Source organism: Microbacterium proteolyticum (assembly GCF_030818075.1).
In the GTDB taxonomy this organism is placed as follows: Bacteria; Actinomycetota; Actinomycetes; order Actinomycetales; family Microbacteriaceae; genus Microbacterium; species Microbacterium proteolyticum_A.
In genome coordinates, this window is the sequence record NZ_JAUSZZ010000001.1 from 2,088,728 (window position 1) to 2,111,156 (window position 22,429).

Genomic DNA, 22,429 nt, shown 5'->3' on the forward strand with positions numbered 1-22,429 from the left:
GCTTCCTTCGGGTGTTCAGGCGGAGGGGGCGGCGATCGCCAGCGTCCGCGTGGGGGTGACCACGCCCGTCACGGGCTGGTCGTGCACGTCGCGGGGGACGTCGTCGACGAATTCGGAGTCGAAGATCACCGCGTACACCGGCGGGCACTTCTCCATCGAGCCGAGCGTCTTGTCGAAATAGCCGCGGCCCCAGCCCAGCCGCATCCCACTGCGGTCGACGGCGGCGGCGGGGATGATGAGCAGGTCGACGTCGTTGACCGCGATGGGGCCGAGGACGTCGCCGACCGGCTCGGGGATTCCGAAGAGCCCCTCGGCGATCTCGGCGCCGGGAGTCGCGACGCTCCAGTCGAGCAGGCCGTCCTCCCGGGTGATGGGGAGCAGGACCCGGATGCCGCGCGCCACCGCGCCGGCCACGAACGCGTGCGTGCCGGGTTCGGTCGGCGTCGACAGGAAGCAGGAGATGCTGCGGGCGCCGAGGTGCTCGACGAGAGCGTCGAGCTGCTGCGTCACGCCCGCTTCGGCTCTCTCGCGCGCAGGGGCGGACACCGCCTGCCGACGTTCGCGCAGATCGGCGCGCAGTGCGCGTTTGGCCTGCTCGATGCGATCCGGCATGCCCGTCATTCTACGTGCGCAGGTGTTACAGCACCGTCATCGGTCCCCGCTAAGGTATGCCCATGCCTCATAAGCCCTTCAAAGCCGTCATCCCGGCCGCTGGTCTCGGTACCCGTTTCCTTCCCGCCACCAAGGCGATGCCGAAAGAAATGCTCCCGGTCGTCGATAAGCCGGCCATTCAGTACGTCGTCGAAGAGGCGACGGGGGCCGGCATCGATGACGTTCTGATCATCATCGGGCGGAACAAGAACAACATCGCCAACCACTTCGACTCCATGCCGGAGCTCGAGGCGAAGCTGCGCGAGAAGGGCGATGACGACAAGCTCGGCAAGGTCCAGCACTCGTCCGACCTCGCCGACATCCACCTCGTGCGTCAGGGCGAGCCGCGGGGTCTCGGTCATGCCGTGCTCCGCGCGCAGAGCCACGTCGGCGACCACCCCTTCGCCGTCCTGCTGGGCGATGACCTCATCGACGAGCGCGACCCGCTGCTCACCACGATGATGGAGCAGTACGACAAGCGCGGCGCCACGGTCATCGCGCTGATGGAGGTCGACCCCGAGCACATCCACCTCTACGGTGTCGCGGCGGTCGAGCCCACCGAGGAAGACGGTGTGGTCAAGGTCACCAAGCTCGTCGAGAAGCCGAAGGCGGAAGACGCGCCCTCCAACCTCGCGATCATCGGCCGCTACGTGCTCGGTCCCGACGTGTTCGGCATCCTGGAGCACACCGAGCCGGGCAAGGGCGGCGAGATCCAGCTGACCGACGCGCTCGAGGAGCTCGCCACGGGTGGCGGCGACGGCGGCGGTGTGTATGGCGTCATCTTCCGCGGTCGTCGTTACGACACCGGTGACCGCGTCGACTACATCAAGGCGATCGTGCAGCTCGCGTCCGACCGCGACGACCTGGGCCCGGCCCTTCGTCCCTGGTTCAAGGAGTTCGCGCAGGGTCTCTGACTCGGCGAGGTTCCATGGATCTCTCCATCCCCCGACGACACGGCGAGGTGTCGATCCGTCTGATCCGCAACCGCGACGCTCGTGTGCTCCAGCAGCAGCTCATCGACAATCGGTCCTGGCTGCGGCGGTGGGAGGCGACGAGCCCTGACGGGCCCGTTTCGTTCGACATGCGGCTCGGTATCCGTCGTCTGCTGCAGCAGTACCGTGACGGCCTCGGCGTCCCCTTCGTGATGGAGTGGGACGACGAGGTCGCCGGTCAGCTGAACATCTGGGGTGTTTCGCGCGGCTCCCTCGCCTCGGCCACCATCGGTTACTGGGTGGCCGAGGCGTACGCCGGGCGGGGCATCACCACGGTCGCGGTCGCCATGGCGACGGACATCTGCTTCACCTCGCTCAACCTGCACCGCGTCGAGATCTGCATCCGTCCCGAGAACCACGCGAGCCTGCGCGTGGTGGAGAAGCTCGGCTTCCGGTACGAGGGGCTTCGCCGGCGCTACATCCACATCGACGGCGACTGGCGTGATCACTACGCGTTCGCCCTGGTGCGCGAAGAGGTTCCGCACGGCGTGCTCGATCGCTGGAACCGCGGCCAGGTGCCTCCGGACGCCGCGCGCGTCCCGCCGTCCGACCGCATCTGACGTCTCTCCGATCGCATCGGCCTCCTCGTCGCGACGACACGCGGAGGGATGCCGGAATGCAATGTGTCGGTGACCTACCGTGGACCCCATGGGTGGGCAGGTTCTGAGCGGCGGCGTCATCGTCTTCGTCGCGGTCGCGCTGTGGTTGGTGTACCTGCTGCCGTCCTGGCAGAGTCGACACCGTTTCACCTCGGCCGAGCGCAACGCCGTCCGACTGAATCAGGCGCTTCGCATCCTCGCCGAGACGGCGGAGACCCCGCGCGAGGTGCAGCTCGAACTCACCGCGCGCACCGCCCACCAGCAGCAGAAGCTCGCCCGTCAGATCCAGGCGAAGAAGGCCAAGACCGAGCTCGCCGCGGCCAAGGCGCGCCTGGAGGTGGCGCGTCTCGAGACGGCGCGCGATCGTGACCTCGTCAGAGAGCAGCGCGCGGCGGCTGTGGAGCTGGCGCGCGCGGAGCGCGCCGCAGCGGTCGAGATCGCGCGCGCGGAGCGCGCCGCGGCTCTGGAGAAGACCCGCGCGGAGAAAGCGGCCGCGCTGGAGCGTGCGCACGCGGAACGCATGGCGGTTCTGCCCGCGGCGCGTCGTGCCCGCGCACGACGCCGTTTCCGTCTCGGCGTCACGGCGTTCGCCCTCGCCGCGCTCGGTGCCGTCGTGGTCGGCACCGTGCAGGTGGTCGGGGGAGCGGCGCCCGTGCTCCTCGTGGGCGGCATCCTGGGCGTGACGGCATCCGCCGTCGTCCTCCGCCGTGTCTCCGTCATCGCCGCGCGCGGCGCGGCGCGGCCCGTCGAGGTCGCCCCCACCCGCACCGTCGCCGTCGAGGTGCAGGACGTCCCTCTCGCCCCGACGCCGCGCCCGACGTGGACGCCGCGCGAGCTGCCCCGGCCGCTGGTCGCGTCGGCCGGCTCGCGCGCGGCCGCCGTCGTCGACGAGCAGCTCGCCCGCGAAGCCCTCCGGGCGGCGGCGCGCGAGGAGGCGGCTCGCGAACTGGCCGCCGAGCAGGCTCCCACGCCGATCGAGGCGGCCCGCCCCGCCGCGGCCGCGCCCTCGCCCTACGCGGCGATGGGGTACGTCGACGACACCGAGATCGAGGATCACGTCCGGCGCCTTCTGCAGCGTCGCGCGTCGGGGCAGTAGATCTCACACCTCGGGCCTTCTCGGCCCGCCGCACGCGGCCGGCCTTCTGCCTCGGCATGCGGATGCCGGCATACGACGGATGCGGAGACGCCGATCGGGCCACCCCGCGTCAATCGGCTCGCGTGCGACGTGATAGTGTTTACGAGGTTTCCGGGCCTGTGGCGCAGTTGGTAGCGCGCCTCGTTCGCATCGAGGAGGTCAGGGGTTCGAATCCCCTCAGGTCCACCATTCGATGAGCTGAAACATGAGCGACGTGTGAGTTGCGACATGGAAGGCATCATCAAGAGAGGGCTCGGCCGTCGGCCGGGCTCTTCTTGTCGTTGCGCCCGTAGGCCTTGTTGGGTTGATGGTGTTGGTCGCGATGATCTCGCCGGTGTCGAGGTGGACGACGGTGATGGTGTATTCGTCGGCGATGAGGATGCAGCGTCTGCCGCGGTGTGTGGCGCCGATGTCGAGGTGGTGCGTGCGTCCCGCGCTACGGAAGCTGATCTTGCCGTTGGTGTCGACGTGGTCGTGGCGGACACGGTAGTGGGCGCGGTCGTCGTGCCCGGCGGGAATGACTTTGGGGGCAGCGGCGTAGGTGGTGGCAGGCGTGGTTCCGCTCGCGCGGTGCGGGCTTGCGGTGGTGTAGTGCTCTCGCAAACTGTCGAGCTGGACGTGCAGGTCGTTGAGCGAGATGGCGCGGGGGTGGGCGGTGAGTCAGCGTTTGAGAATTCGGTGAAAGCGTTCGATTTTGCCCTGGGTTTGGGGGTGGATGGAGGCGCCGTTCTCCTGGCGGATGTCTAGGGCGGCGAGGACGTATTCGGATTCGTTTTGCCCGCCGCCGTGACGTGCGGTGAAGACGCGACCGGTGTCAGTCAGCGTGGACGCGGGCGGGCCGTAGGCGCCGATGCAGGCGAGGAAGATATCGACGACGTCGCGGCCGGTGACGGGCCGGTGAGCGGTGCTGGATAGCAGCAGGCGAGAGTGGTCATCGAGCCAGTTCAGGATTTCGTTTTCAGTGCCGTCGGTGAGGCGCCAATGGGTGAAATTGGACTGCCAGGTCTCGCTTGGCTGTGCTGCGTCGGCGAGTTGGTGGCGTTTCTCCCCGGTCACTACGTCGCCTCGATGTTCGTTCCGAGCATCCGCGGCGGCCGTCGTCGCGTCGCCGCCTACGCCCGCACGCCGCGCGAAGCGTTGCTTTCGAACGTTCGCTGAGCACGCAGCGAGATCTCGACGGCTTGCTCAAGCGGCCGGACATTGTCCGTTGTTCTCGGTTCGTCGTAGCGCAGTGCGCCGAACGGGCAGGCGCGGGCGATTATGGCGTGCGCGCTCGCGGTCTTGAGGGGGAGCAGTGATGGCCATACTCGTGCTCCTTCCGTGCGATATGAACGAATATTCGGAACTTATCCGTCGGGTGCTTGTCGGCCTGGTTGTCAGCGTGCGGCTTGCGTCGTCAGCGATACGCCCCCGAAGTAGCCGGCGGTCCGAGTAGTGCGCGCCTGCTACGCCGGTCAGAATGTGTCCATGACACCCCATGCGTTTCAGTCAGCACGCCGACGTGGATAGAGCGACAGCAGTTCAAAGCGGTGCCGCACTGATCCACTACGCCGTGCACTACGGCGATGTGGGCGTTATCCCGCTGGGGGAGTTGTTCTTCGCGGTACCAGAGATCGCCGCGTTGTTCCGGTCGCTCGCAGTCTCTTCGGACGCCGAGCGCGCCTGGAGGCGCGACCCTCAGCGCATGCTGACCGGATTCCTCGAGGAGCTGGAAGCACGCGAAGAAGCAGCCCCGTCTCACAAGAACGGCGAGGCCGCCCGAGACCTCAGCGCGCGAGAGACTGCAATCATCATTACGCGCTTCCTGACGTATCCGGGAGCGGAGACGTACGCGGCGGGTAAGGGGCGGAGTAGACCCGTGTCACTGCGTCAGCAGCACGCGTTGTCTCTCCCGGACCGCGCTTCCCCCGCGTACCGGCGGTTCGACATCACGCGCCAACGCTCGTCGTCCGGCCACTACTGGAGCCAATTCGAGGCAGAATTGCGTGAGTACTTGCAACGCGCCGAGATCCCGCGGCGGTTGGAAGCGATGAAGACGTTGCCCGCCTCGACGCGGACGCTGATACGACACAGCGAGCGTTATGCCGACGATCTTTCTGTTCAGCTGCTTGGCACACTCGCTGGAATGCTCGAACCTGCGGATCTTTACGTCGAGCGGACAGTGGAGGCGCGTCTCCTCGATCAGTTGCTCAACGGTCCCGCCACCGTGCTGATGTTGCGTGGTGAAGCCGGAGCTGGAAAATCCAGTGTGTTGTGGAGCCTTCGCCAAAAGCTCATCGCTGAGGGGATGGTCCCCTTGCTTCTCTCGGCTACCTGGATTGTGGCCGGTGGATCAGATCATCTCCTGGGGATCCAGGAGCTGGTTGAGCACACCTCCCGAATCAAAAGCGCGGGGCTTGATCCGGTAGTGCTGCTGGATACCGCAGATCTGCTGCTACACACAGAAGGACTTATCTATCAGACCGCCGATCTGCTGGAACAGCTAGACGACCTCGGCGTACGCACCCTCATCACGGTCAGACCGATCGAGGCTGGTCAGCTCCCGCACGACGTGCGTCCCTATGACTTGCAGGAATACGAGGGAGAGGAGCTTGAGAAGGCGGTCACCGTCCTCATGCGCCAGTACTTCCCGAAGCTTGCCCCAGAAATTGGCTCAGACCTGGTGGAGCGGGCGCGCACGCGAGGGCTTCCGATTCTCACCGTGCTGCGTTCACCGCTGCTATTGCGAATGTTGTTCGATACCAGCGGCGGGGAGTTTCCCGGGCTGGACTACGACGCTACGGCACTGTACGAGCGCTACTGGGAGACCCGAATCAATCGGGACATACGGGGCGGGCGAGTTTCGTCCGAGCGGGATCTGAGCCCGATCGCGGGTCGTCTGGCGATCCTGATGCTCGCCGACGCGACCCCCATACTGGCGGACACGCGTGTCAGCACAACATTGCCGGTCGTTGCATATCCGACCTCGGTGGAAGCGGTGACATCGAGTATCGACGAACTTGCGGACCGAGGCGTCCTCGTCAGGGGAGACCTGACGTGGCGGTTCGCTCATCAAACGCTGTTCGAGTTCATCGCTGCCCGGGCATTGCTCGTGCGCAACGGTCCCGCCTCTGCGGCTCTCCTTCTTGAGCATGTCCGCAGCCATCCGCACGACCTGTTCACCGGCGCGGTGCTCGAGCAGCTCGTGATCCTGCTGGCACGCGACATCGCGACGCGGTCAGTGGCAAGGGATGTTGTCGCCCAGTTGTTGGCCGAGTCATATCCAAGCGTGCGTCAGCTCGGAGTGATTGGCTGGTGCCATGTGCCGGAACTGGCCACGGGAAGTTCGCAGCTGATGGACGCTCCCACTGCGGCTCGTGTGCTTGGTCATCTGCCGCAGATCCAGTCCATCGACGCGGAGCAGGTACTCACCCTGCTGCGGACGATCTGGCGTGACCATCGCGACGTCGCCCATCGGGCACTCATCGACTGCCTAGCGCTGCTCGTCCATCGGTGGCCGCACCAGATCGGCAGGTTCGTTATCGAAGAGGCGATCGTCAGCACACTCCTCACATCCTTCCTTCGCAACTACAACCAATCTGCCGCGCTCGTTGACCTCACCGTGAATCTTGCGCATGCCGACCCGGCCGTCACCCGGCAGTTGCTCCTGGACCTGGTCAGCGAGCTTCCCGAGGTGGCGGGACCTTTGCGCAGCCTCCGGGGGATCGCCGCCAACTGGGCTCTTCTTGAAGGGACGGACGCGTACGCGCGTGCGGTGCTTGACGTCGCTACGGAAAGCGAACGCCGCTTCCGGTCGCATCACCGCGACTTCGGGATAGCCGCAGGGAACGTTCTCTACGCCTCGCGACGCCACCGCTTCCATCACTACAACCAAGAGGAAGCCGACGCTGCCTGGGAGACGCTCGCCATCGATGTGCTTTCACGGGTCACGACGACCTCGCCGACCATTCCGGACGCTGCCGCGCTTAACGCCGTCGCTCGGCATCTGATCGATACTCCCGCCAGTGAACGCGAGCACGTTGCGCGGATCCTGGATTACCTCTTCGGACAGGATCCGGCAGATGGACCGCTTCATGTCGTTGGGTCGTTCCTTATGGCTCTCGTCACGAGTGAGAGCCTTGCCCGCGAGCTAGTCGTCGACGCGCTGTTCGAGGCGCTCGAACGGGGACTGCCAGCCAGTGCGAATCGCGCCGACTCGCCGGCGCAACGATGGGCGCTCACCGCGCGCGCCACGCTGATTGACCCAGAGACCCCCGAGACGTTCGTCGCCGACGTCGTCGCTGATCTGCTTCCGAACGAGGCACGCCTTTGGCGTGACCCGGCCTTTCTTTTGTCCGCCGCCTTTCCTGCAGCCATCGGCGGTGACGCCCGAGCCAGTGCACTGCTTACCGATGTGAAAAACGACCCGCACGTGCTGAGCGGGCCCCTCGGTGTGGCGTCGCTGGCCACCACCGAGTTCATCGAGCGGGGACTTGAGTATGCAGACCGCGCGGCGGCGGTCGCCGACGCGGTGGTCCTTGTCGCCGCAGCGACACGACGGGCGGGTCCGATCGCAACGCTTGCTGGAACAGCAATCGGCGCCGCGGCAATTCGCCGCCATCGAATTGTCGTGCGTGAGCTTATCGCGACCATGCTTCGCGGGTCAGATAGTCAGCAACGAGAGGTATGCACCTGCTGGAAGCGGCTCCAGGAGCACCGCCTCCTGACGACAGGAGTACGTGAGATAACGGAGGCGTTCGCGAAGGTGCGCGACCCTCAAGGAAGAGCATCGTTGATCGAAATGCTGCCCGCCGCCGTCGCGTACCACTTGCCAGACGCCCCCGCAGCGCTCGCCTTCCTCCGGCAGAACGTGCCAGAAGAGCCGCGTGACGCGGACGTCTCCGTCCTCTCGGACGCGCGCAAGCGGCTTATTGATGCAGCCTTCAGCGCCTACCGGGCGATCCTCGCTACGATCGCCTCACCCGAGGAGTGGGATCCGCTATGGGACCGTGTCACGCGCCCTGCGCTCCAGGGAAGTGGGCGAATTGACACGGACCGCTTCCGCGACGTCGGCGCGTATCTGCACAACTTGCTCCGGAACTACCCCGACCAGTTGTTGGCTGCTACCGAACGCTTGATCGCAGCAGCTTCCTGGGCGAAAGACCACCTCAGCGACAAACAAGCCAAGAGCGTCGCTAATCTCCTCGCCAACACCGCCCGGCGCATCGTTCAAGCTGGCGGTGAGCCAGCCCGGCACCTCATAGAAGCAGTCAACGTGCTTCCTGTCCGGTTGAGTCAGACAGTTCTGACCACAGCCATCGCGACCAGCAGCAGATACCGCGTCGAAAGACTCCTTGCAGACGGCGTCATCAGCCCCGGCCTTGCCGCCGAAGCTGTCGAACGGCTCCGCGGTCACCGCGAAGCTGGCTTCCAGCCCATTCCGCAGCTGATCACAGGGCCTGTCGCTTGACTCAGGGAATCCCGGTCAGGCCGACCCGATCGACGCCTTCACCTGCTTCCGGCGCATAGTGCAGTCCCGCGCTGTGAAGCGGATCAGTTCGAAAGAGCGCAGTCATCCGGCGCACTGATCGGGTCCCACCAGGGACGATGATGGCACTCGACAACGAGACAACCGGACGACGCCATGCCCCGGAATATTGAGCGACGCTCATCGACTTCTTCAGGACCTGCAGCGAAGAGCGTACGTGCCGATTGGCGAAGCGGTTCCTCGCACTCCCGTACCCAGAGGTACCGGAGCATGGGGTCCACGTGATACTCGGGCAATCGCTATTCGAGCCATAGTCGCGCACCGTGTGGGTGAGCTTCGACAGAAACACATTCACCCGCGGGCGCCACGATGAGTCCAGTTGTCTTTCTGCAACGACGGGAGTAGTTGTGGAGAGCTGTTCGCTCGTGCCGTGGCCAAAGATTGAAGGACTATTCAGCGACTTCGCAACGGCAGGCCTTTTGGCGTGTTCCAGCCACCCGCCGAGCGCCGTGTCATCCGTGACGATCCCAGTCTTCGGGGTCTTCATGCCAACTTTCTGAGCGTGAACGATTACCAGCGCGTGGAGAGATTGTGGTCTGACGTGTAGCGGTCTTCGGTGCTGACACTCCAGCAACCCGTGTCATCGTTGCCGATCTGCGTAGGACCCGAGGGTGGACCTCCACGGTCGACCAAGCGGCCAGTAGCGCTCGCCCTCGAGCATGTTCGTCGTCATTGCAATTCACCTCTATTCTCCCGAATGACTCCCGCACGCTCCGGACTGGTCCGGGGCCGGTTGGAGGAGAAACTGAGCGCGGTCGGCAGCGGCTTCTAGTGATTAGCACGTTCGTTGCCTCGAGGGGGTGGCGATCAGGGCGCACCCCATACGCGGCAGATTCTCCCACTCCGGCGCTGCTCACAAGTCTGTAGATCGATAGGCAGCATCCTGGTGGCCTCGCAAGATGCGAGGCGACCTGCAGGAAGCGCTCGGTCGCAACCCCCGAGTGCACCGCAACCGGCTCGGGCTAAGCCAGGAACGATTCGCGGAATAGCTCGGCTGCCACCGCACCTACATGGGGGGCATCGGCTAGCAGCACGGACGGCGAACGCTCCGCAACCGGTGGCGGTGCCACCGGAGCGACCGCCGAACTGGAGCGCATCGGAACCGAGCGATCGCCAAGCGCGCGGGGGGAGTTGTTCGGGCGCGTGTCGTTGGCGGGCCCAACGTCGCGCACCGGGGGGTTTCTCTGTCGTACAGCCGAGTACGCCGGTCGACCTCGGCGGGGCTGTCAACTGTCGCCGATGCCTGACAACTGGCCTGACAAGGCAACTTCGGGGCTGCTCGAACCATGGGTGCTACCTAGCCGATACCGACCGGAACGCCGAACCACTGAGGTGAGGACAGGTTCCCGAAAGGAACAACCCATGGGCACCAACCAAGCGCGAGTGCGCAACGCCGATGTCACCCCTCAGGTGCGAACTAACGTGTTCGGCCAGAGCCCCGGCAGCCGCTTCGCGGTCGTGGGTCTCGGGCATGGGCTCCATGCGAACGTCCACTTCACGTCCTATCTTGAGCTTCGTACGCAGGTCTACACCGCGCAGACGGGGATGCTCGGAACGGACGCCTTGATCGGTGGTCTCGACATCGATGAGGACGATGACCGCTCCACGGCCTTCCTCGTCGTCGAAAACCGCCATCCCCATCCCGTAGCGGTTGCCTGTGTTCGCGTGATCGGACGTCTGGACAGCGACCGTCGTCCCCTCCCCGCAGACGCCCTCTATGCTTTGGGTCTCGACGGTGAGGGCGTGGAGGTGTCTCGCTACATCGCCCGGCTTGACGACCCGCAGGCGCAGTCCCGTGTTCTGGTTGAGATGCTCCGCTCGACGATTGCACACATCCGGCAGTTGGGGATGGATGACCATGTCTATGCCGTCGTCGAACGCCCCCTCGAGCGTGTCCTGCGGATCATGGGTGTCGGAGTGACTCGGGTGGCCGAGCCTGCCTGGATCGATGAATACCAGGGTGTTAACCTCGCGATCCGGCTTGATCCCATCGCCTCCGCGCACAACCTGGGCGGTCTGCGCGAGATCGACGAGCTCGATGTGTCCGAAGGGTCTGTGCGGTTCTGGGGGGAGGTCCAGCTGTGACCACGCGTCGGAATAGACTTGCTGACCCGGGCGCGCCTGAGTACCGCCGGAATCTTGGGTTCTGGCGCCGAAGCGAGCAGGCGATCATGCAGGAGTCGACGATCGCGATCGCGGGAGCCGGTGGTGACGGTCACGACCTCGCTCTCGCGCTCGCGATGATGGCGGGCCCGGCGGAGATCCGGATCGCGGACCCCGAGACCTTCGTCCCGGAGAACTCCAACCGCGTCGCATGGGCGCACACGGAAACCTACGGGCGGCTGAAAGTCGACGTCCTGCGGGAAAGCATCCAGAAGATCCGTCCCCACACCCGGGTGATCTCCTACCCGGAAGGGGTGACGCCCGACAACGTTGACGAGTTCGTCCGCGGCGCCAATCTCGTCCTCGACGAATCCGAACTGCACTACCTTCAGGTCGGCACCGCGCTCGCGCGCGCCGCACGGAGACACGGGGTTTCCAACCTGCTCGTGATGAACATCGGATTCGGTGCCATCGCAACGTCGTTCGCGCCCCGCAGTCGGTACACATATGAGCGAATGATGGGGTTACCGCCCGACATCACGCTCGAGGAAGCAGCCACCCGGGCTACTGCGCTCGACCGTTGCGTGCCCTACGTTCCCCCGTATGGGGACCTCGCCACGTTCCGGGAGACGGTCGCTGGCGCGCCGCTGCCGTCGGTGGTGCAGGGTGTGAAAGCAGCAGTCAGCCTCGGCGCTACCGAGGCGCTCCTGCACCTTACCCGCAGGGACGCGAATCGCCGCCGCTCGCCGGTCTTCGCGCCGTACTGGGCTTACACCGACCCAATGACGCTGCGATCGGGACGAGTCCGCGCAGCCAGAGCCAGCCACTGGTCAGGACTCGCGGTCCTCGCCGGACGATCCGCGCTCGGCTTGAACCCCCGCGCCTCCTATGGCGACGAGGTCGCAGGTGCTGAGGCGGGGGAGGAGGTCCCATCGAGCAACTGAGACGCTGACTCGACCTCTTGCGTAGGCAACGAGGGTTGATCCTTCGGGGTCAGCCCTCGTGCGGTTCTAGATCGACCAGCGCTTCGAGGATTCCCCAGAAGCCCAGCGCTGCTGGGTGCCATTCGACGAGTTGCCCGTCGATGCCGGGCTTCATAATGATCGTGTCCGCCAGCTCGGGGTTCACCAGACGCCGCTGCGCAAGGCCCTCCACTACCGCTGCGCCGAGTCCCGCGAGCAACTCCGCTGACGCGCCGGGGGTGAATGAGAATCCCAACCCGCTGAGCGCGTCGCCGTAGAACTTCGCCGTCCGTTCGATGAACAGTTGCTCCGTTTCCTGGAGCGCCGCGACGAGCCGTTCACGGTTCTCCACGTCGGCGAGGCTGCTCGCCGACGCCACGAGCGTGACGTGAGTCCGCCAGCCCACCGCCTCGCTGAAGTGCTCGAAGTTCATCCGGCCTGCAACTCGTACAGCGTCACGCAGTACGGCAACACGCCCTTCGTGTGTGGCGAGGAGATGCTTGTTGGCCTCGATGACCTCGTACGCCGCCACTTGCGTGCCGGGGTAGAACATCGCGTCGTTCGAGTCTGACGACGTCGCCAACTCGACGAGCAGATCCGCGAAGAACCGTTCCTTCGCCGGCCACAAGCGATAAAACGTGCTGCGCGGCAGCCCGGCCGTGCGAATGAGATCCTCGATGCTCAAGTGCTCCAAACTGACGGTCAAGCCCGTCTGGGACAGCATCGACAAGGCCGTCGACAACGCCAACTCCCGCGTCTCGTCCGCCGGCTGCCTGCTATTGCGCCCGGGGGCGCCCCATCCTGGCGAACTCATACCTTCATTCAACAGCACCGTTTTTGGACATGAGACTTGATATTCCAACCCTGGACACCAGACATGCAAATCGCTAGTCTGAGCTCGGGCCCGTTGTACCCGGTTGTGGGCGGGGGCGACACCCGGGTGTAACGGGCCATCGCGAAGGAGACAGGTGACAACGCACGTCCGGCGGGGCACAGCTATAGCCCCCGCACGTTCCCGCTCCTCTGTTGAAGCGGTCTCAACTGCCCGTAGGTGCACATCAAATCGCCGAGGAGTCACGCCGGATGTGCGTCACCCCGGCCTCAGGTCTTCTCGTCTTGACCCGAAGGGCGCATGACATGGCCCTGCGGGCCGTAGATGTTCGTTGCCCCGGTTGTGGCAACGCCTGGTGCACTGATCAGCGGTTCTGCCAGTACTGCGGTCGTCAGGTGCTGATCAGTTCGATGTCTGACCTGATCAGCGTGGAAGCGCGCGAGCTCAAGAAGCACGTCCGTGCCTATGAGGACGCCCTCGAAGAGGGGTCAGACGATCCGCGCGTGCACGCAGCGCTCGGGATGTGCGTACTCAAACTGGGGCTGCGGGACAACGCGCTGTCGCACTTCGAGGAGGCGTTGCTCGATGACATCGAGAACTCGGAGCTGTACTTCTATGCTGCGGTCGCCTCGCTAGGCGGCAAGAAGCCGTTCTTGGTTCCGCTAGCTGGCATTCGTCGTGCGGAGGAGTACCTCACGGCGGCGCTGCGGCTGGAGGAGCGTGGCATCTACGCCTATCTCTACGGCTACATCCGCTTCGACTACTACGAGCGCAAGTCGCTGAACGTCGAGCCGTCGTACCAGCACTACCTGCAGCAGGCGGTGTTCCGTGGCGTGACCGATCTGGACATCCGGATGCTGTTCGAGCTGCTGGAGATTGACCCGACGTCAGCTTCTATTCCGACCAGCGTTTCCGCCTGACCGCTGTACCAACCACCCGAGAGAGGTTCCTCTGCAATGGCCATCGATTACGAGCGCAACAAGAAGTACTTCAAGCAGTCCAGCCCCCAAGGCCGGCATCATCCTGATTATCATCGGCATCATCCTGACGCTGATCCTGTCGCAGACGGCGGCGATCTTCATCGGCCTGCTGGCGGTCGCCGGCGGCATCGCACTGCTGTACTTCACCTTCGCCGGCAAGCCGACCGACGCCGATATCGACTCGGATGCGGCCAGCGCCATCGCGGACGTGAAGAAGCGCGCCTTGCGCAAGCTGGGGCTGGACGAAGACGAGGTCAAGCTCATCGACCCGGTCGTCGTTCACGGGTACTACTACAAGAACATCGCCTCCGGGGTACAGGTCAAGCAGGGCAAGGATCGCGTCTTCCGTTCGTCGAACTACGAGGGCATCGTGCTGTTCTTCAGCGAGCACCAGCTACACGCCTACAAGTTCCAATTCTCCCTCGTCACGCCGCAGGAGTCCCGCGAGCAGACCGACGAGTACTTCTACCGGGACATCGTGTCGGTCTCGACGCAGTCCGAGACGTTCCAGGTGAGGGACATCAAGAACATCCAGCAGCAGGTCAACTTCGAGGAGTTCAAGCTCACCACCACCGGCGGTACCTCGATTACCTCTTCCATCCGCGATGAGGGTTCGGTCAGCCGCGTCATCTCCGGTGCGCGCAGCCTCATCCGCGAGAAGAAAATCGCTTCCTGACATTCAATCCCGCGCGCCGGGGCGGACATGCTCTCGCTCTCCGTCCCGGCACGCCATCCCGCCGACCCGGCGCGACATGAGGAGTGTGCCGCATGCCCCCACGCAGCGACGTGCCTCTGACGTTCACGCCCCTCGCGCAGGGTGAGGTAGCCGCTGCGTCCGTCGTCGAGATCGTCCGCATCCCGCACGTTTCGGTGCTGGGCGATGATCCGGCTGACGAGCTGGTGCAGCAGTCCAAGCGGGATTTTGTCAGCTTGCTCTTCGAGGCGTACCAGTCGTATCGGGGCCAGTACGAGGACGGACCCGACCGGACACGGGAATGCGCGCTGGAGATGCTCTGGCAGGCGCACGCCGTCGAGGGGCAGCCGCACGCTGCCGACCTCAGCCTGTTCGTCGTCATCCGCGCGCTCGGCCCAAACCTCGAAGCCGCGGCAGCGGCCGTTTCCGAGCTGCGCGCTGTCGTGATCAGCGCGCTCACGTTCGGCGGATTCGACTACGCCGACCGGCCCACCTCCGTGGTCGGCACCGTGGCTGCGGAGCGATCGGTGGCGCTGGTGAAGGAGGAGTGGATCGAAAGCCTTGGCAATCAGATCCTGCCGAGCGCCTTTGCCTTCCACCGCATCCCGGCCGGCAGCCGTGACCTCAGCCGTATCGCTAGCGCCCTCACCGAGGTGCCCGGCGCTTCCCTATCGGTACAGCTGATCCCCGCAACACTGGAGCCCGACGAGCGGGTCGCGATCGAGCAACTCACTCTCGCGCTGACCACCCTCGCCAATGGCGTGACGGATCAGTCCATCGGGACTGTCAGCTTCACCGCGGCGAAGCGCGTTGCGGAGATGTACTCGTACATGGACGGGCACAAGGATTCGCCGCTGTTCCTGTTCAACGTCGTCGTCTCCGGGCCGAAGATGGCCGTGCCGGTTATCGCGAACCGGGTGCTCGGTCACCTCTCCGCCGATGCCGAGCACGGCGCGCTGGCGGCGCGCTTCGTCGACGCCACAGCCCTGGTGCCACGAGGCGATGCGTCCTTCGCGGCGGCGCCGTGGCAGCTGCATGAGACGCTCCTCGACCAGACTCGTGATCCGTCACTGTGGGCGGCGGCTCGCAACCCAGGCGAGGCGTTCTACCGGCTGCCGTTCCTGCTGACAGCGTTCGAAGCATCGGAGCTGTTCCGCCTGCCAATCGGCAGTGACACGGTCGGCGCCGGCCTCACGGTGAACACCACGACCCGGCACTCACGCAACTACTCGGCCGGAGTGATCGGGAGCACCAGCATCAAGGCCGGACGGCTCGCCGGGGCAGCCGAGGTCTCGATCGGCTTTGGGCACGCCGACTTGACCAAGCACGCCTTTGTCACCGGTACGCCGGGATCGGGCAAGACGACGTTCACGGTCGGACTGCTCGACCGGCTATGGCACGACCACGGCATCCCGTATCTCGTCATCGAACCGGCCAAGAACGAGTACCGGGGGCTGATCGAGACGACGCCGGATCTGCAAGTGTTCACGCCGGGCAAGGATCACCTTTCACCGCTAGTGCTGAACCCGTTCCTACCCCCTCGTGGTGTGCGGGTGCAGACCTACAAGTCGACCCTCAAGACGGCGTTCGCTGCCGCGGTCACGATGACGAGCCCGCTGGACAAGATCTTCGAGGACGCACTTTCCGCCACCTACTCCCGGTTCGGCTGGTTCGACGCCGACACCGCAGCCGACGGCCGGGAGGTGTTCTCCATCCGCGACTTCTTGACGGTGTTCCAGGAGACCTTCGCCCGCATTGGCTACACCGGCGACGCAGCGAATATCGGGCGGGCGGGCCAGGTGCGTCTGCAGGGCCTCGTCGGGCTGTTCGACACTTACCCGTCGATCCCGGTCGAGGATCTGCTGTCGAAGCCCACCGTGATCGAGCTGGCCGGGGTCGAGAACAGTGACGACAAGGCCCTCTATATCGCGCTCATCCTGCTGCAGATCCTCGCCTACGTGAACGCCAACATCGCCGGTGACGGGAACCTCAAGCACGTTCTCCTGCTTGAGGAGGCCCACGTCTTGCTCGACGCCGACGATGCTAGCAGGCCGGGCGAGGCCGACCCGGCTGCGATTGCGAAGAAACTGCTCAAGCGAATGCTGGCCGAGATCCGCTCCTACGGTGTCGGGATCGTCGTGGCCGACCAGTCACCGCGCAAGGTTGGTTCGGACGTGGTGGCGCTGACGAATATCAAGCTGGGGTTCCGGCTGGTGGAGGCGGCGGACAAGGAGATCCTGGCCGAGAGCACCAATATGAGCGAGGCACAGCGCGAGCGGCTGGCAAGGCTTCGTCCCGGAGAGGCGCTGCTGTTCTACGACCGGCTCGAAGACCCCGAGGAGATCGCGACCGCCGACTGGCGCGCCCAGCGTGGCATCCCGACCTTCGTGCCCGACGAGGAAATCGCTCGGAAGGTCACGTACTGGCAGCGGAACCCGGAGCTGCTCGTGCCGTACCCCGAGAACGCATACGTCGGCGACTGGGATGCCTCCGTCGCGGGTGCGGGCAAGGAGATCGCCCGGCGCCTCTTCGCCGCGCACGTCCCGGTCGGGGATGTCGACGTGAAGAAGCTCGGCAGCATCTACCGGCAACTGGATGCGTTCATCGCTGCGGAGCTTCCCGTGTCGATTCCGAACACGTCGGCCCTACGGCGAGCGGTCAAGGTGAACTTCCTGCGACTGGTCAAGTACGAGTCGCAGATCCCGCTATCTGATGCCACCATCCGCAAGACCCTCGAAGCCGAGAGGAACCGGACAGCATGAGGCGCTATGGCACCGACATCGCTGACGCACCTGCCGAGCCGGTTGACATCGGCGCAGACGTCAGCGCGTCCGACACGACAGACTACGCCGACGAACCCGCCGATCTGGCAGAGGCCCCACCCGAGCTCGATGCGCCCGAGATCGATGAAGCCCCGCCGGCCGGGGATCTTTCCGATCCGGCAGCGGACGAGAGTGATGCTGCATCGGAAATGCCGGCCGATGCTGAAGAGCGCGTCGACCTGGGTGAGTCGCCGGTGTTGGCCGACGAGGCGCGCGAACAGCCTCAGGAGTGGCAGGAGGGTGAAGTCGTGGACGTGGGTCACGGCGCAGTCCCCGACGCTCCACTAGATGTCATGCCCGCCGAGTCGGATGACCTCGGGGCACCTGACCTGGGCGCGCCCGAGGGCACGGACGCGCGAGAGGGCGAGATCTCTGCCGACAGCGACGGTGTAGATTCCACCGCTCCCGCCGAAGAGGGCATGTACGGCGATAGCCAATTGCGGGACGCACCGACCGAGGACATGTCGGATGCCGACACCGCTCACGAACATTCCCTCGCAGACGGTGACGTTGGGCTTGCGGAATCCGAGCCCGACACCCCGGATGTCGAGGCTGCAGCGGGTACCGACCTGCCCGAGGAGCAGGAGATCACGGAGCTTGGCTCCGAGGTGGAGTCTGAATCCCTCTCCGAGGTCGCGGATGCCGACGCGGAGCCATCGGTCGATGAGCTGACCGAGGCGGCCCGAGACGAAGCCCGTCCCGCCGACGAGCTGCGCACAGATCATGACGCGGACGTGGCCGATGCTCTGGCTGACGACCCGCCCGCCGATTCCCGATCGGCGGAGGTAGAAGAGGTGCCCGCGACCGAAGCGAACGACCTCCCGGTCGTCCACGCTGATCTCGGCAATTCGCCGGAGAACGAAGCGCTGACCTCGGCGCTGGCCGAGAAAGGCCTTTCGCTGGAGTCGGTGTATCGGTTCGATTACAGCGACAACCCGGTTCTCGGCTACCGCGAGTCCGCTCCGCCCGAGGACATCGCCTACGCCGTGAACGCCTGGAACGACCATGTCGCCCCCGGCATCGCTTCCGGTGCCACCCGCGAGGACTTCGCCGCCTACGACCAGGAGCACGGACTCGGAGGCCACGAGCAACTGGCTGGTGTCTACGACTACATGCTCGGCAACGACGCGATCAAGAGCGGCGGCGAACGCGAGGATGGGTCGCTCGATGTCACGGGCGGCAGGCACCGCCTCGAACAAGCACGCCTGAATGGTGTCCAGTACCTCCCCGTGAGGAAGTAGCCGACCCGGCAATCGAGCCGACGAGAGCGAGCACGCATGAAGATCTACGACGTCATCCAGAACGAGACCGGACTCCTGGACGGCGGCCTCGGGACCAAGGCCGTGCTGGCGTGGAAGTTCACCGGTGAGAACTTCAATGACAACACGCAGCTGATCGTCTCCGAATCGGAGGAGACAATCTTCATCCGCGACGGCATCGCCGTGGCGACTTTCGGCAGCGGTCGCTACACGCTCAATAGCAACAACCACCCCTTCATCGGCAAGCTCCGCAACCTGCTCTCCGGCGGGGTCAGCGCGTTCAGCTCACGGGTCTACTTCGTCAACATCGACCACAAGCTCGAGCTGCTATGGGGCACCGACAGCCCGATCCAGCTGCGCGACCCGGTCTGGGGACTGCAGACGAGCGTGCAGGCGCGCGGCTCGTACTCGGTCCAGGTGACGGACACCAAGAAGTTCCTGATCAAACTGCTCGGAACCAATATCCAGGTGTTCGACGAGCAGCAGCTCGCCGGCTACTTCCGCAGTGCCTTCTCGCAGCATATCCGCGGACAGATCGCGCGCTACATCCGCGACTCCGGCCAGGAAATCCTGGAGATCACCTCCGACATCGAACTACTCGCCGAGCAACTGCACCCAAGGCTCGCGCCGCTGCTGGACGAGTACGGCGTGAAGCTCGTCAACTTCTACATCGCCGCGATCGACATCCCCACCGACGACCCGAATCGCCGAGTGCTGGAGAACTCCATCGCGGAGAAGCAAGCCAAGCTGCAGGGCGCGCAGGGCGACAAGGCCGTCATGGGGCTACTCGGAGAAGACTGGGCCAGGCAGCAGTCGGCCACCATCCTCACCGAGCTCGCCAGGAACCCCGGCGCGGGTGGCGTCGCCTCCGCGGGTGCCGCCGCAGGCGTTGGTCTGGCTGCAGGTAGCGTCTTCGGGGAGATGGCGACGCAGATGTTCACGCGCCCCGTCCAGCCCGCAGGCGACCCGATGGCAGGCAACGTCGGGCGCAACCGCACCTCGCGCTTCTCGCCCGCTGAGTCTGCCGCGCCGGCCGCTAGCGAGACGTGTCCAGGCTGCGGGGTGAGCGTGGCGGCGGGAGCGAAGTTCTGCCCGGAGTGCGGCAACCGCCTCGCACCTCAGCAGGTGCCCTGCTCGTGCTGCGGAACTGCCATCGCGAGCACGGCCAAGTTCTGCCCCGAGTGCGGAACGCGGAACGACCAGGGAGCGTCCTCATGATCCGCACGATCCTGCGCGCTGTCCTGTGGCTCGTCCCCATCGCCGTCTACGTTGCCATCCTCCTCATCCTCGAGGTAGAGCAGAACGCGACATTCTGGACGTCCATGCTCCTGTTGGCGTTCGCCTATGTCATGCTTGCCGTCAGCTTCGTCGCCGTGCCGCGCAGTCGGATAGCTGCGATCCTGGCCGCGCCCCTGATGCTGGTGGCGAGCATCTACGTCGCTGTCGAGCTCATCGCGGCCAGCATCTTCATCTACGTGTCAGACATCCCCTACCCGTGGGTGATCATCACACAGCTGATCCTGACCGCGATCTTCCTCGTCGTGTTCCTCGCCACCATGTCTTCCAACGAGGCCATCGCCGCCCAGATTGAGACCCAGCACGCCGACGTCCTGGTGATCAAGAGCGCCGTCACCCGCATCACGGCCCTGGGACGTGTCGCCCACGATCCGCGCCTGGCCAAATCACTGGAAGGGCTGGCCGAGGAGTTCCGCTACAGCCCTGCGATGCGTTCGAACCAGGTGCGCGAAGTCGACGCGCAGATCGCCGTGCAGCTCAAACGACTGGAGAGCCTCGTCCACGTCCAAGCTTCACAAGAGGATACCGTCGGCCAAATCGCGGCGATCTCCGGGGCGCTCGCTGCACGTAACGAGGCGATCAAGCTCCGACAATAGACGGCGCCTATCACCAGTACGAGGTGGATGAGCGACGCCGAGCCCCTGAAGGACCACGTCGCCGAGGGCTTTCGGGCATCCAGGAACGAGCGCTTCACTTTGAGAATCTGGCTGAGCCGCGATCACTGCCATACCCGCCCGTAGAGCGAAAGGCGGCGACTGCCCCACGTGAGCTGTGACCTCAAAGGGCGTGAAGGACGGATCGATGACAACTCATCGTCAGTGCCGGGAGGGCTGGCGGAGAGGATGTCATCATGCCCGGTCCTTGTCCCGGAGAGCTCTGCGAGGACGAACGGTGGGGCACCCGGCAGGAGCTGCGGCTGACGATCGTCGTCTGCATCGAGCGGAAGTACCACCGACAGCGAGCCCAGGACACCCTTCACGGGTTGACGCCCATCGCGTTCCTAGCCACGCTAACCGAGCCGCTCACACTCGCGGCCTGAACCGAACCTGTCAGCAATTCGATTCTTAGGGCCGTAAAACTTATTGCACGGTGTCTGCCGTCTACGCGATCATCAACGTGTGGGCGACGGCAAGTGGGACAAGGACGATCTCGTCCATGGGGCCACAGAGCGCGGTGAGGAGGTCACCGTCAAGTTCACGAAAGACGGCAACGAGGCCCTCTTAGCTCGTGGACACGTCCCTGATATCCAAAGCGATATCGACCACGTGCATGTCTGGCACCAAAAAGCCGGTGAGCCGGGGCACCACGACATGCGGCGCACGCGGAAGCTTTTCCCCGATGTCAAGGACAACTGGACGGCGGCTCGCGAGGCGAAGGCGCGGCTCATATCGCGGGCCGAACAGCTGGCAACGTCGACAAGCTGGAAGCAGAGTGGCGACGAGTTTCGGCGTCTACTCGAAGAGTGGAAGTCCGTTGGACGGGGCGAGAGATCCGTGGACAATGCGCAGTGGTCCCAGTTCAGCGCAGCACGGGATCGATTCAACGCAGCGCGCAACGCATACTTCGAACAGGTCAAGCGGGAGAACGAGGCATCTCGCCGCGAGAAGGAACGAATCATCAGCCGGGCCGAGGCGCTCGCTCACTCCAGCGACCTGAAGGCGGCTTCAGATGAGCTGAAGCGCCTGATGGACGAATGGAAGCGCGCGGGCCGTGCTGGTAGGGAGGATGAGCAATCGCTTTGGAGCCGGTTCGAGGCTGCCCGCAACCGCGTACTCGATCGGAAGAAGCAGGAGTTCGAGAAGCGGCAACGAGAGTGGGCCTCGAACAAGTCGGCCAAGGAACGGCTCGTCGCGCAGGCGGAGTCACTGGCGAACTCATCCGACCTGCGGTCCGCGTCGGACCAGATGCGAAAGCTCGGGGAGGAGTGGAAGCGGATCGGTCCCTGCGAGAAGGCGGATAACGATCGACTGTGGTCACGGTTCAATCAGGCGCGCACACGCCTCAATGACCGGAAGAAGCAGGAGTTCGATAAGCGGGAGCGAGAGTGGGCCTCGAACAAGGCGGCGAAGCAGAGACTTGTTTCGCAGATGGAGTCGCTGTCGCACTCGAGCGACTTCCGGGCGGCCAAGGACCAGGCTCGAACCCTGGATTCGCAGTGGCGTGCCACGGGGCCATGCGCGAAGGCTGACAACGACCAGCTCTGGCAGCAGTACAAGTCGGCGAAGGATCGCCTGTTCGAGGCGGCGAAGCGGGCCGGCGAACAACGTCGGGCTGAAGCGCGTCAGCGTGCGCAAGACCACGTTTGGCGCTTGGAGGAACAGCTGAGGAACGTTGAAGCCGCGATCTACAGGGCCAACGAGAATTACTCGCGAGCGCTCTCCGCTCGCTCCCCATCCATGAAGAACCCAAATTGGATGACGATCTCTAATAATCACCTCGCGCGCCAGTCCGCAGCTCGTGAGAAACTCGCGTCGCTTGGACAGCGTAAGTCCGAGGTAATCCAGAAACTGATGGATGCGCGGTCCCGGCTGAACCAGCTCTGACCGCTTTGGCTTGTCTTTAAGGAACTGCTCGCCC

At 65.0% G+C, this 22,429-nt stretch carries 19 protein-coding genes and 1 tRNA gene; 15 read left to right on the forward strand and 5 right to left on the reverse strand.

Annotation, left to right across the window (positions count from 1 at the left end):
• Positions 1-15 precede the first annotated feature (15 nt).
• Positions 16-612: a 5-formyltetrahydrofolate cyclo-ligase gene (locus tag QE392_RS09715; RefSeq protein WP_307451094.1), complete on the reverse strand. Its 597-nt coding sequence runs from the start codon at positions 610-612 to the stop codon at positions 16-18.
• Positions 613-674: 62 nt separating this feature from the next.
• Here QE392_RS09715 and galU point away from each other — a divergent pair, with 62 nt between their 5' ends.
• The 4 genes from galU to QE392_RS09735 all read left to right on the forward strand — a co-directional run bounded on the left by galU (position 675) and on the right by QE392_RS09735 (position 3,566).
• On the forward strand, positions 675-1,565 hold the full coding sequence (galU, locus tag QE392_RS09720; RefSeq protein ID WP_307451096.1) for a UTP--glucose-1-phosphate uridylyltransferase GalU: 891 nt from the start codon (positions 675-677) through the stop codon (positions 1,563-1,565).
• A gap of 14 nt (positions 1,566-1,579) precedes the next feature.
• On the forward strand, positions 1,580-2,203 hold the full coding sequence (locus QE392_RS09725) for a GNAT family N-acetyltransferase (RefSeq protein ID WP_307451098.1): 624 nt from the start codon (positions 1,580-1,582) through the stop codon (positions 2,201-2,203).
• Positions 2,204-2,291: 88 nt separating this feature from the next.
• Positions 2,292-3,338: a large exoprotein gene (locus tag QE392_RS09730; protein WP_307451101.1), complete on the forward strand. Its 1,047-nt coding sequence runs from the start codon at positions 2,292-2,294 to the stop codon at positions 3,336-3,338.
• 152 nt (positions 3,339-3,490) lie between these two features.
• A tRNA-Ala gene (locus tag QE392_RS09735) sits at positions 3,491-3,566 on the forward strand.
• Here the strand turns inward: QE392_RS09735 and QE392_RS09740 are convergent.
• Positions 3,555-3,980 carry a hypothetical protein gene (locus QE392_RS09740; protein ID WP_307451104.1) on the reverse strand — a complete coding sequence of 142 codons (426 nt, stop codon included), beginning with the start codon at positions 3,978-3,980 and terminating at the stop codon, positions 3,555-3,557. The genes QE392_RS09735 and QE392_RS09740 overlap by 12 nt on opposite strands.
• A gap of 57 nt (positions 3,981-4,037) precedes the next feature.
• Complete coding sequence (locus QE392_RS09745) at positions 4,038-4,433, reverse strand: DDE-type integrase/transposase/recombinase (protein ID WP_307451106.1); 396 nt, start codon at positions 4,431-4,433, stop codon at positions 4,038-4,040.
• A gap of 421 nt (positions 4,434-4,854) precedes the next feature.
• On the opposite strand from QE392_RS09745, the gene QE392_RS09750 reads away from it, so the two are divergent.
• Positions 4,855-8,826 (forward strand): NACHT domain-containing protein, encoded by a 3,972-nt coding sequence (locus QE392_RS09750; RefSeq protein WP_307451108.1) that lies wholly within the window; start codon positions 4,855-4,857, stop codon positions 8,824-8,826.
• 1 nt (position 8,827) lies between these two features.
• Here the strand turns inward: QE392_RS09750 and QE392_RS09755 are convergent, their stop codons facing one another.
• On the reverse strand, positions 8,828-9,391 hold the full coding sequence (locus QE392_RS09755; protein ID WP_307451110.1) for a hypothetical protein: 564 nt from the start codon (positions 9,389-9,391) through the stop codon (positions 8,828-8,830).
• An 875-nt stretch (positions 9,392-10,266) separates the two neighbouring features.
• On the opposite strand from QE392_RS09755, the gene QE392_RS09760 reads away from it, so the two are divergent.
• On the forward strand, positions 10,267-10,989 hold the full coding sequence (locus QE392_RS09760; RefSeq protein ID WP_307451112.1) for a hypothetical protein: 723 nt from the start codon (positions 10,267-10,269) through the stop codon (positions 10,987-10,989).
• On the forward strand, positions 10,986-11,951 hold the full coding sequence (locus QE392_RS09765) for a ThiF family adenylyltransferase (RefSeq protein ID WP_307451114.1): 966 nt from the start codon (positions 10,986-10,988) through the stop codon (positions 11,949-11,951). The genes QE392_RS09760 and QE392_RS09765 overlap by 4 nt, the downstream gene beginning before the upstream one ends.
• Before the next feature lie 49 nt (positions 11,952-12,000).
• Here QE392_RS09765 and QE392_RS09770 read toward each other — a convergent pair whose 3' ends face one another.
• Positions 12,001-12,783, reverse strand: coding sequence for a TetR/AcrR family transcriptional regulator (locus QE392_RS09770; RefSeq protein WP_307451116.1), 783 nt, complete (start codon positions 12,781-12,783; stop codon positions 12,001-12,003).
• Positions 12,784-13,211: 428 nt separating this feature from the next.
• Between QE392_RS09770 and QE392_RS09775 the strand changes: the two genes are divergently transcribed.
• The 8 genes from QE392_RS09775 (at position 13,212) to QE392_RS09810 (ending at position 22,395) form a co-directional block, all read left to right on the forward strand.
• Complete coding sequence (locus tag QE392_RS09775; protein ID WP_307451118.1) at positions 13,212-13,721, forward strand: hypothetical protein; 510 nt, start codon at positions 13,212-13,214, stop codon at positions 13,719-13,721.
• Positions 13,678-14,457, forward strand: coding sequence for a hypothetical protein (locus QE392_RS09780; protein WP_307451120.1), 780 nt, complete (start codon positions 13,678-13,680; stop codon positions 14,455-14,457). Before QE392_RS09775 ends, QE392_RS09780 begins: the two co-directional genes overlap by 44 nt.
• Positions 14,458-14,549: 92 nt before the next feature.
• A complete protein-coding gene (locus tag QE392_RS09785; RefSeq protein ID WP_307451122.1) occupies positions 14,550-17,237 on the forward strand; it encodes an ATP-binding protein in 2,688 nt (895 codons plus the stop codon).
• Positions 17,234-18,538: a hypothetical protein gene (locus tag QE392_RS09790; protein ID WP_307451124.1), complete on the forward strand. Its 1,305-nt coding sequence runs from the start codon at positions 17,234-17,236 to the stop codon at positions 18,536-18,538. Before QE392_RS09785 ends, QE392_RS09790 begins: the two co-directional genes overlap by 4 nt.
• A gap of 36 nt (positions 18,539-18,574) precedes the next feature.
• Positions 18,575-19,774 carry an SPFH domain-containing protein gene (locus tag QE392_RS09795; RefSeq protein ID WP_307451126.1) on the forward strand — a complete coding sequence of 400 codons (1,200 nt, stop codon included), beginning with the start codon at positions 18,575-18,577 and terminating at the stop codon, positions 19,772-19,774.
• Positions 19,771-20,448 carry a hypothetical protein gene (locus QE392_RS09800; RefSeq protein ID WP_307451129.1) on the forward strand — a complete coding sequence of 226 codons (678 nt, stop codon included), beginning with the start codon at positions 19,771-19,773 and terminating at the stop codon, positions 20,446-20,448. The genes QE392_RS09795 and QE392_RS09800 overlap by 4 nt, the downstream gene beginning before the upstream one ends.
• 254 nt (positions 20,449-20,702) lie before the next feature.
• Positions 20,703-20,891 carry a hypothetical protein gene (locus QE392_RS09805; RefSeq protein WP_373426459.1) on the forward strand — a complete coding sequence of 63 codons (189 nt, stop codon included), beginning with the start codon at positions 20,703-20,705 and terminating at the stop codon, positions 20,889-20,891.
• A 79-nt stretch (positions 20,892-20,970) separates the two neighbouring features.
• Positions 20,971-22,395, forward strand: coding sequence for a DUF349 domain-containing protein (locus QE392_RS09810; protein WP_307451131.1), 1,425 nt, complete (start codon positions 20,971-20,973; stop codon positions 22,393-22,395).
• Positions 22,396-22,429: the final 34 nt, after the last annotated feature.

Coding starts and splice junctions, on each gene's coding strand:
- QE392_RS09790 (WP_307451124.1), top strand. CDS start 17,234: ATGAGGCGCTATGGCACCGACATCGCTGACGCACCTGCCGAGCCGGTT.
- QE392_RS09795 (WP_307451126.1), top strand. CDS start 18,575: ATGAAGATCTACGACGTCATCCAGAACGAGACCGGACTCCTGGACGGC.
- QE392_RS09800 (WP_307451129.1), top strand. CDS start 19,771: ATGATCCGCACGATCCTGCGCGCTGTCCTGTGGCTCGTCCCCATCGCC.
- QE392_RS09755 (WP_307451110.1), bottom strand. CDS start 9,391: ATGAAGACCCCGAAGACTGGGATCGTCACGGATGACACGGCGCTCGGC.
- QE392_RS09750 (WP_307451108.1), top strand. CDS start 4,855: ATGCGTTTCAGTCAGCACGCCGACGTGGATAGAGCGACAGCAGTTCAA.
- QE392_RS09715 (WP_307451094.1), bottom strand. CDS start 612: ATGCCGGATCGCATCGAGCAGGCCAAACGCGCACTGCGCGCCGATCTG.
- QE392_RS09775 (WP_307451118.1), top strand. CDS start 13,212: ATGTCTGACCTGATCAGCGTGGAAGCGCGCGAGCTCAAGAAGCACGTC.
- QE392_RS09730 (WP_307451101.1), top strand. CDS start 2,292: ATGGGTGGGCAGGTTCTGAGCGGCGGCGTCATCGTCTTCGTCGCGGTC.
- QE392_RS09785 (WP_307451122.1), top strand. CDS start 14,550: ATGCCCCCACGCAGCGACGTGCCTCTGACGTTCACGCCCCTCGCGCAG.
- QE392_RS09770 (WP_307451116.1), bottom strand. CDS start 12,783: ATGAGTTCGCCAGGATGGGGCGCCCCCGGGCGCAATAGCAGGCAGCCG.
- QE392_RS09760 (WP_307451112.1), top strand. CDS start 10,267: ATGGGCACCAACCAAGCGCGAGTGCGCAACGCCGATGTCACCCCTCAG.
- galU (WP_307451096.1), top strand. CDS start 675: ATGCCTCATAAGCCCTTCAAAGCCGTCATCCCGGCCGCTGGTCTCGGT.
- QE392_RS09805 (WP_373426459.1), top strand. CDS start 20,703: ATGCCCGGTCCTTGTCCCGGAGAGCTCTGCGAGGACGAACGGTGGGGC.
- QE392_RS09725 (WP_307451098.1), top strand. CDS start 1,580: ATGGATCTCTCCATCCCCCGACGACACGGCGAGGTGTCGATCCGTCTG.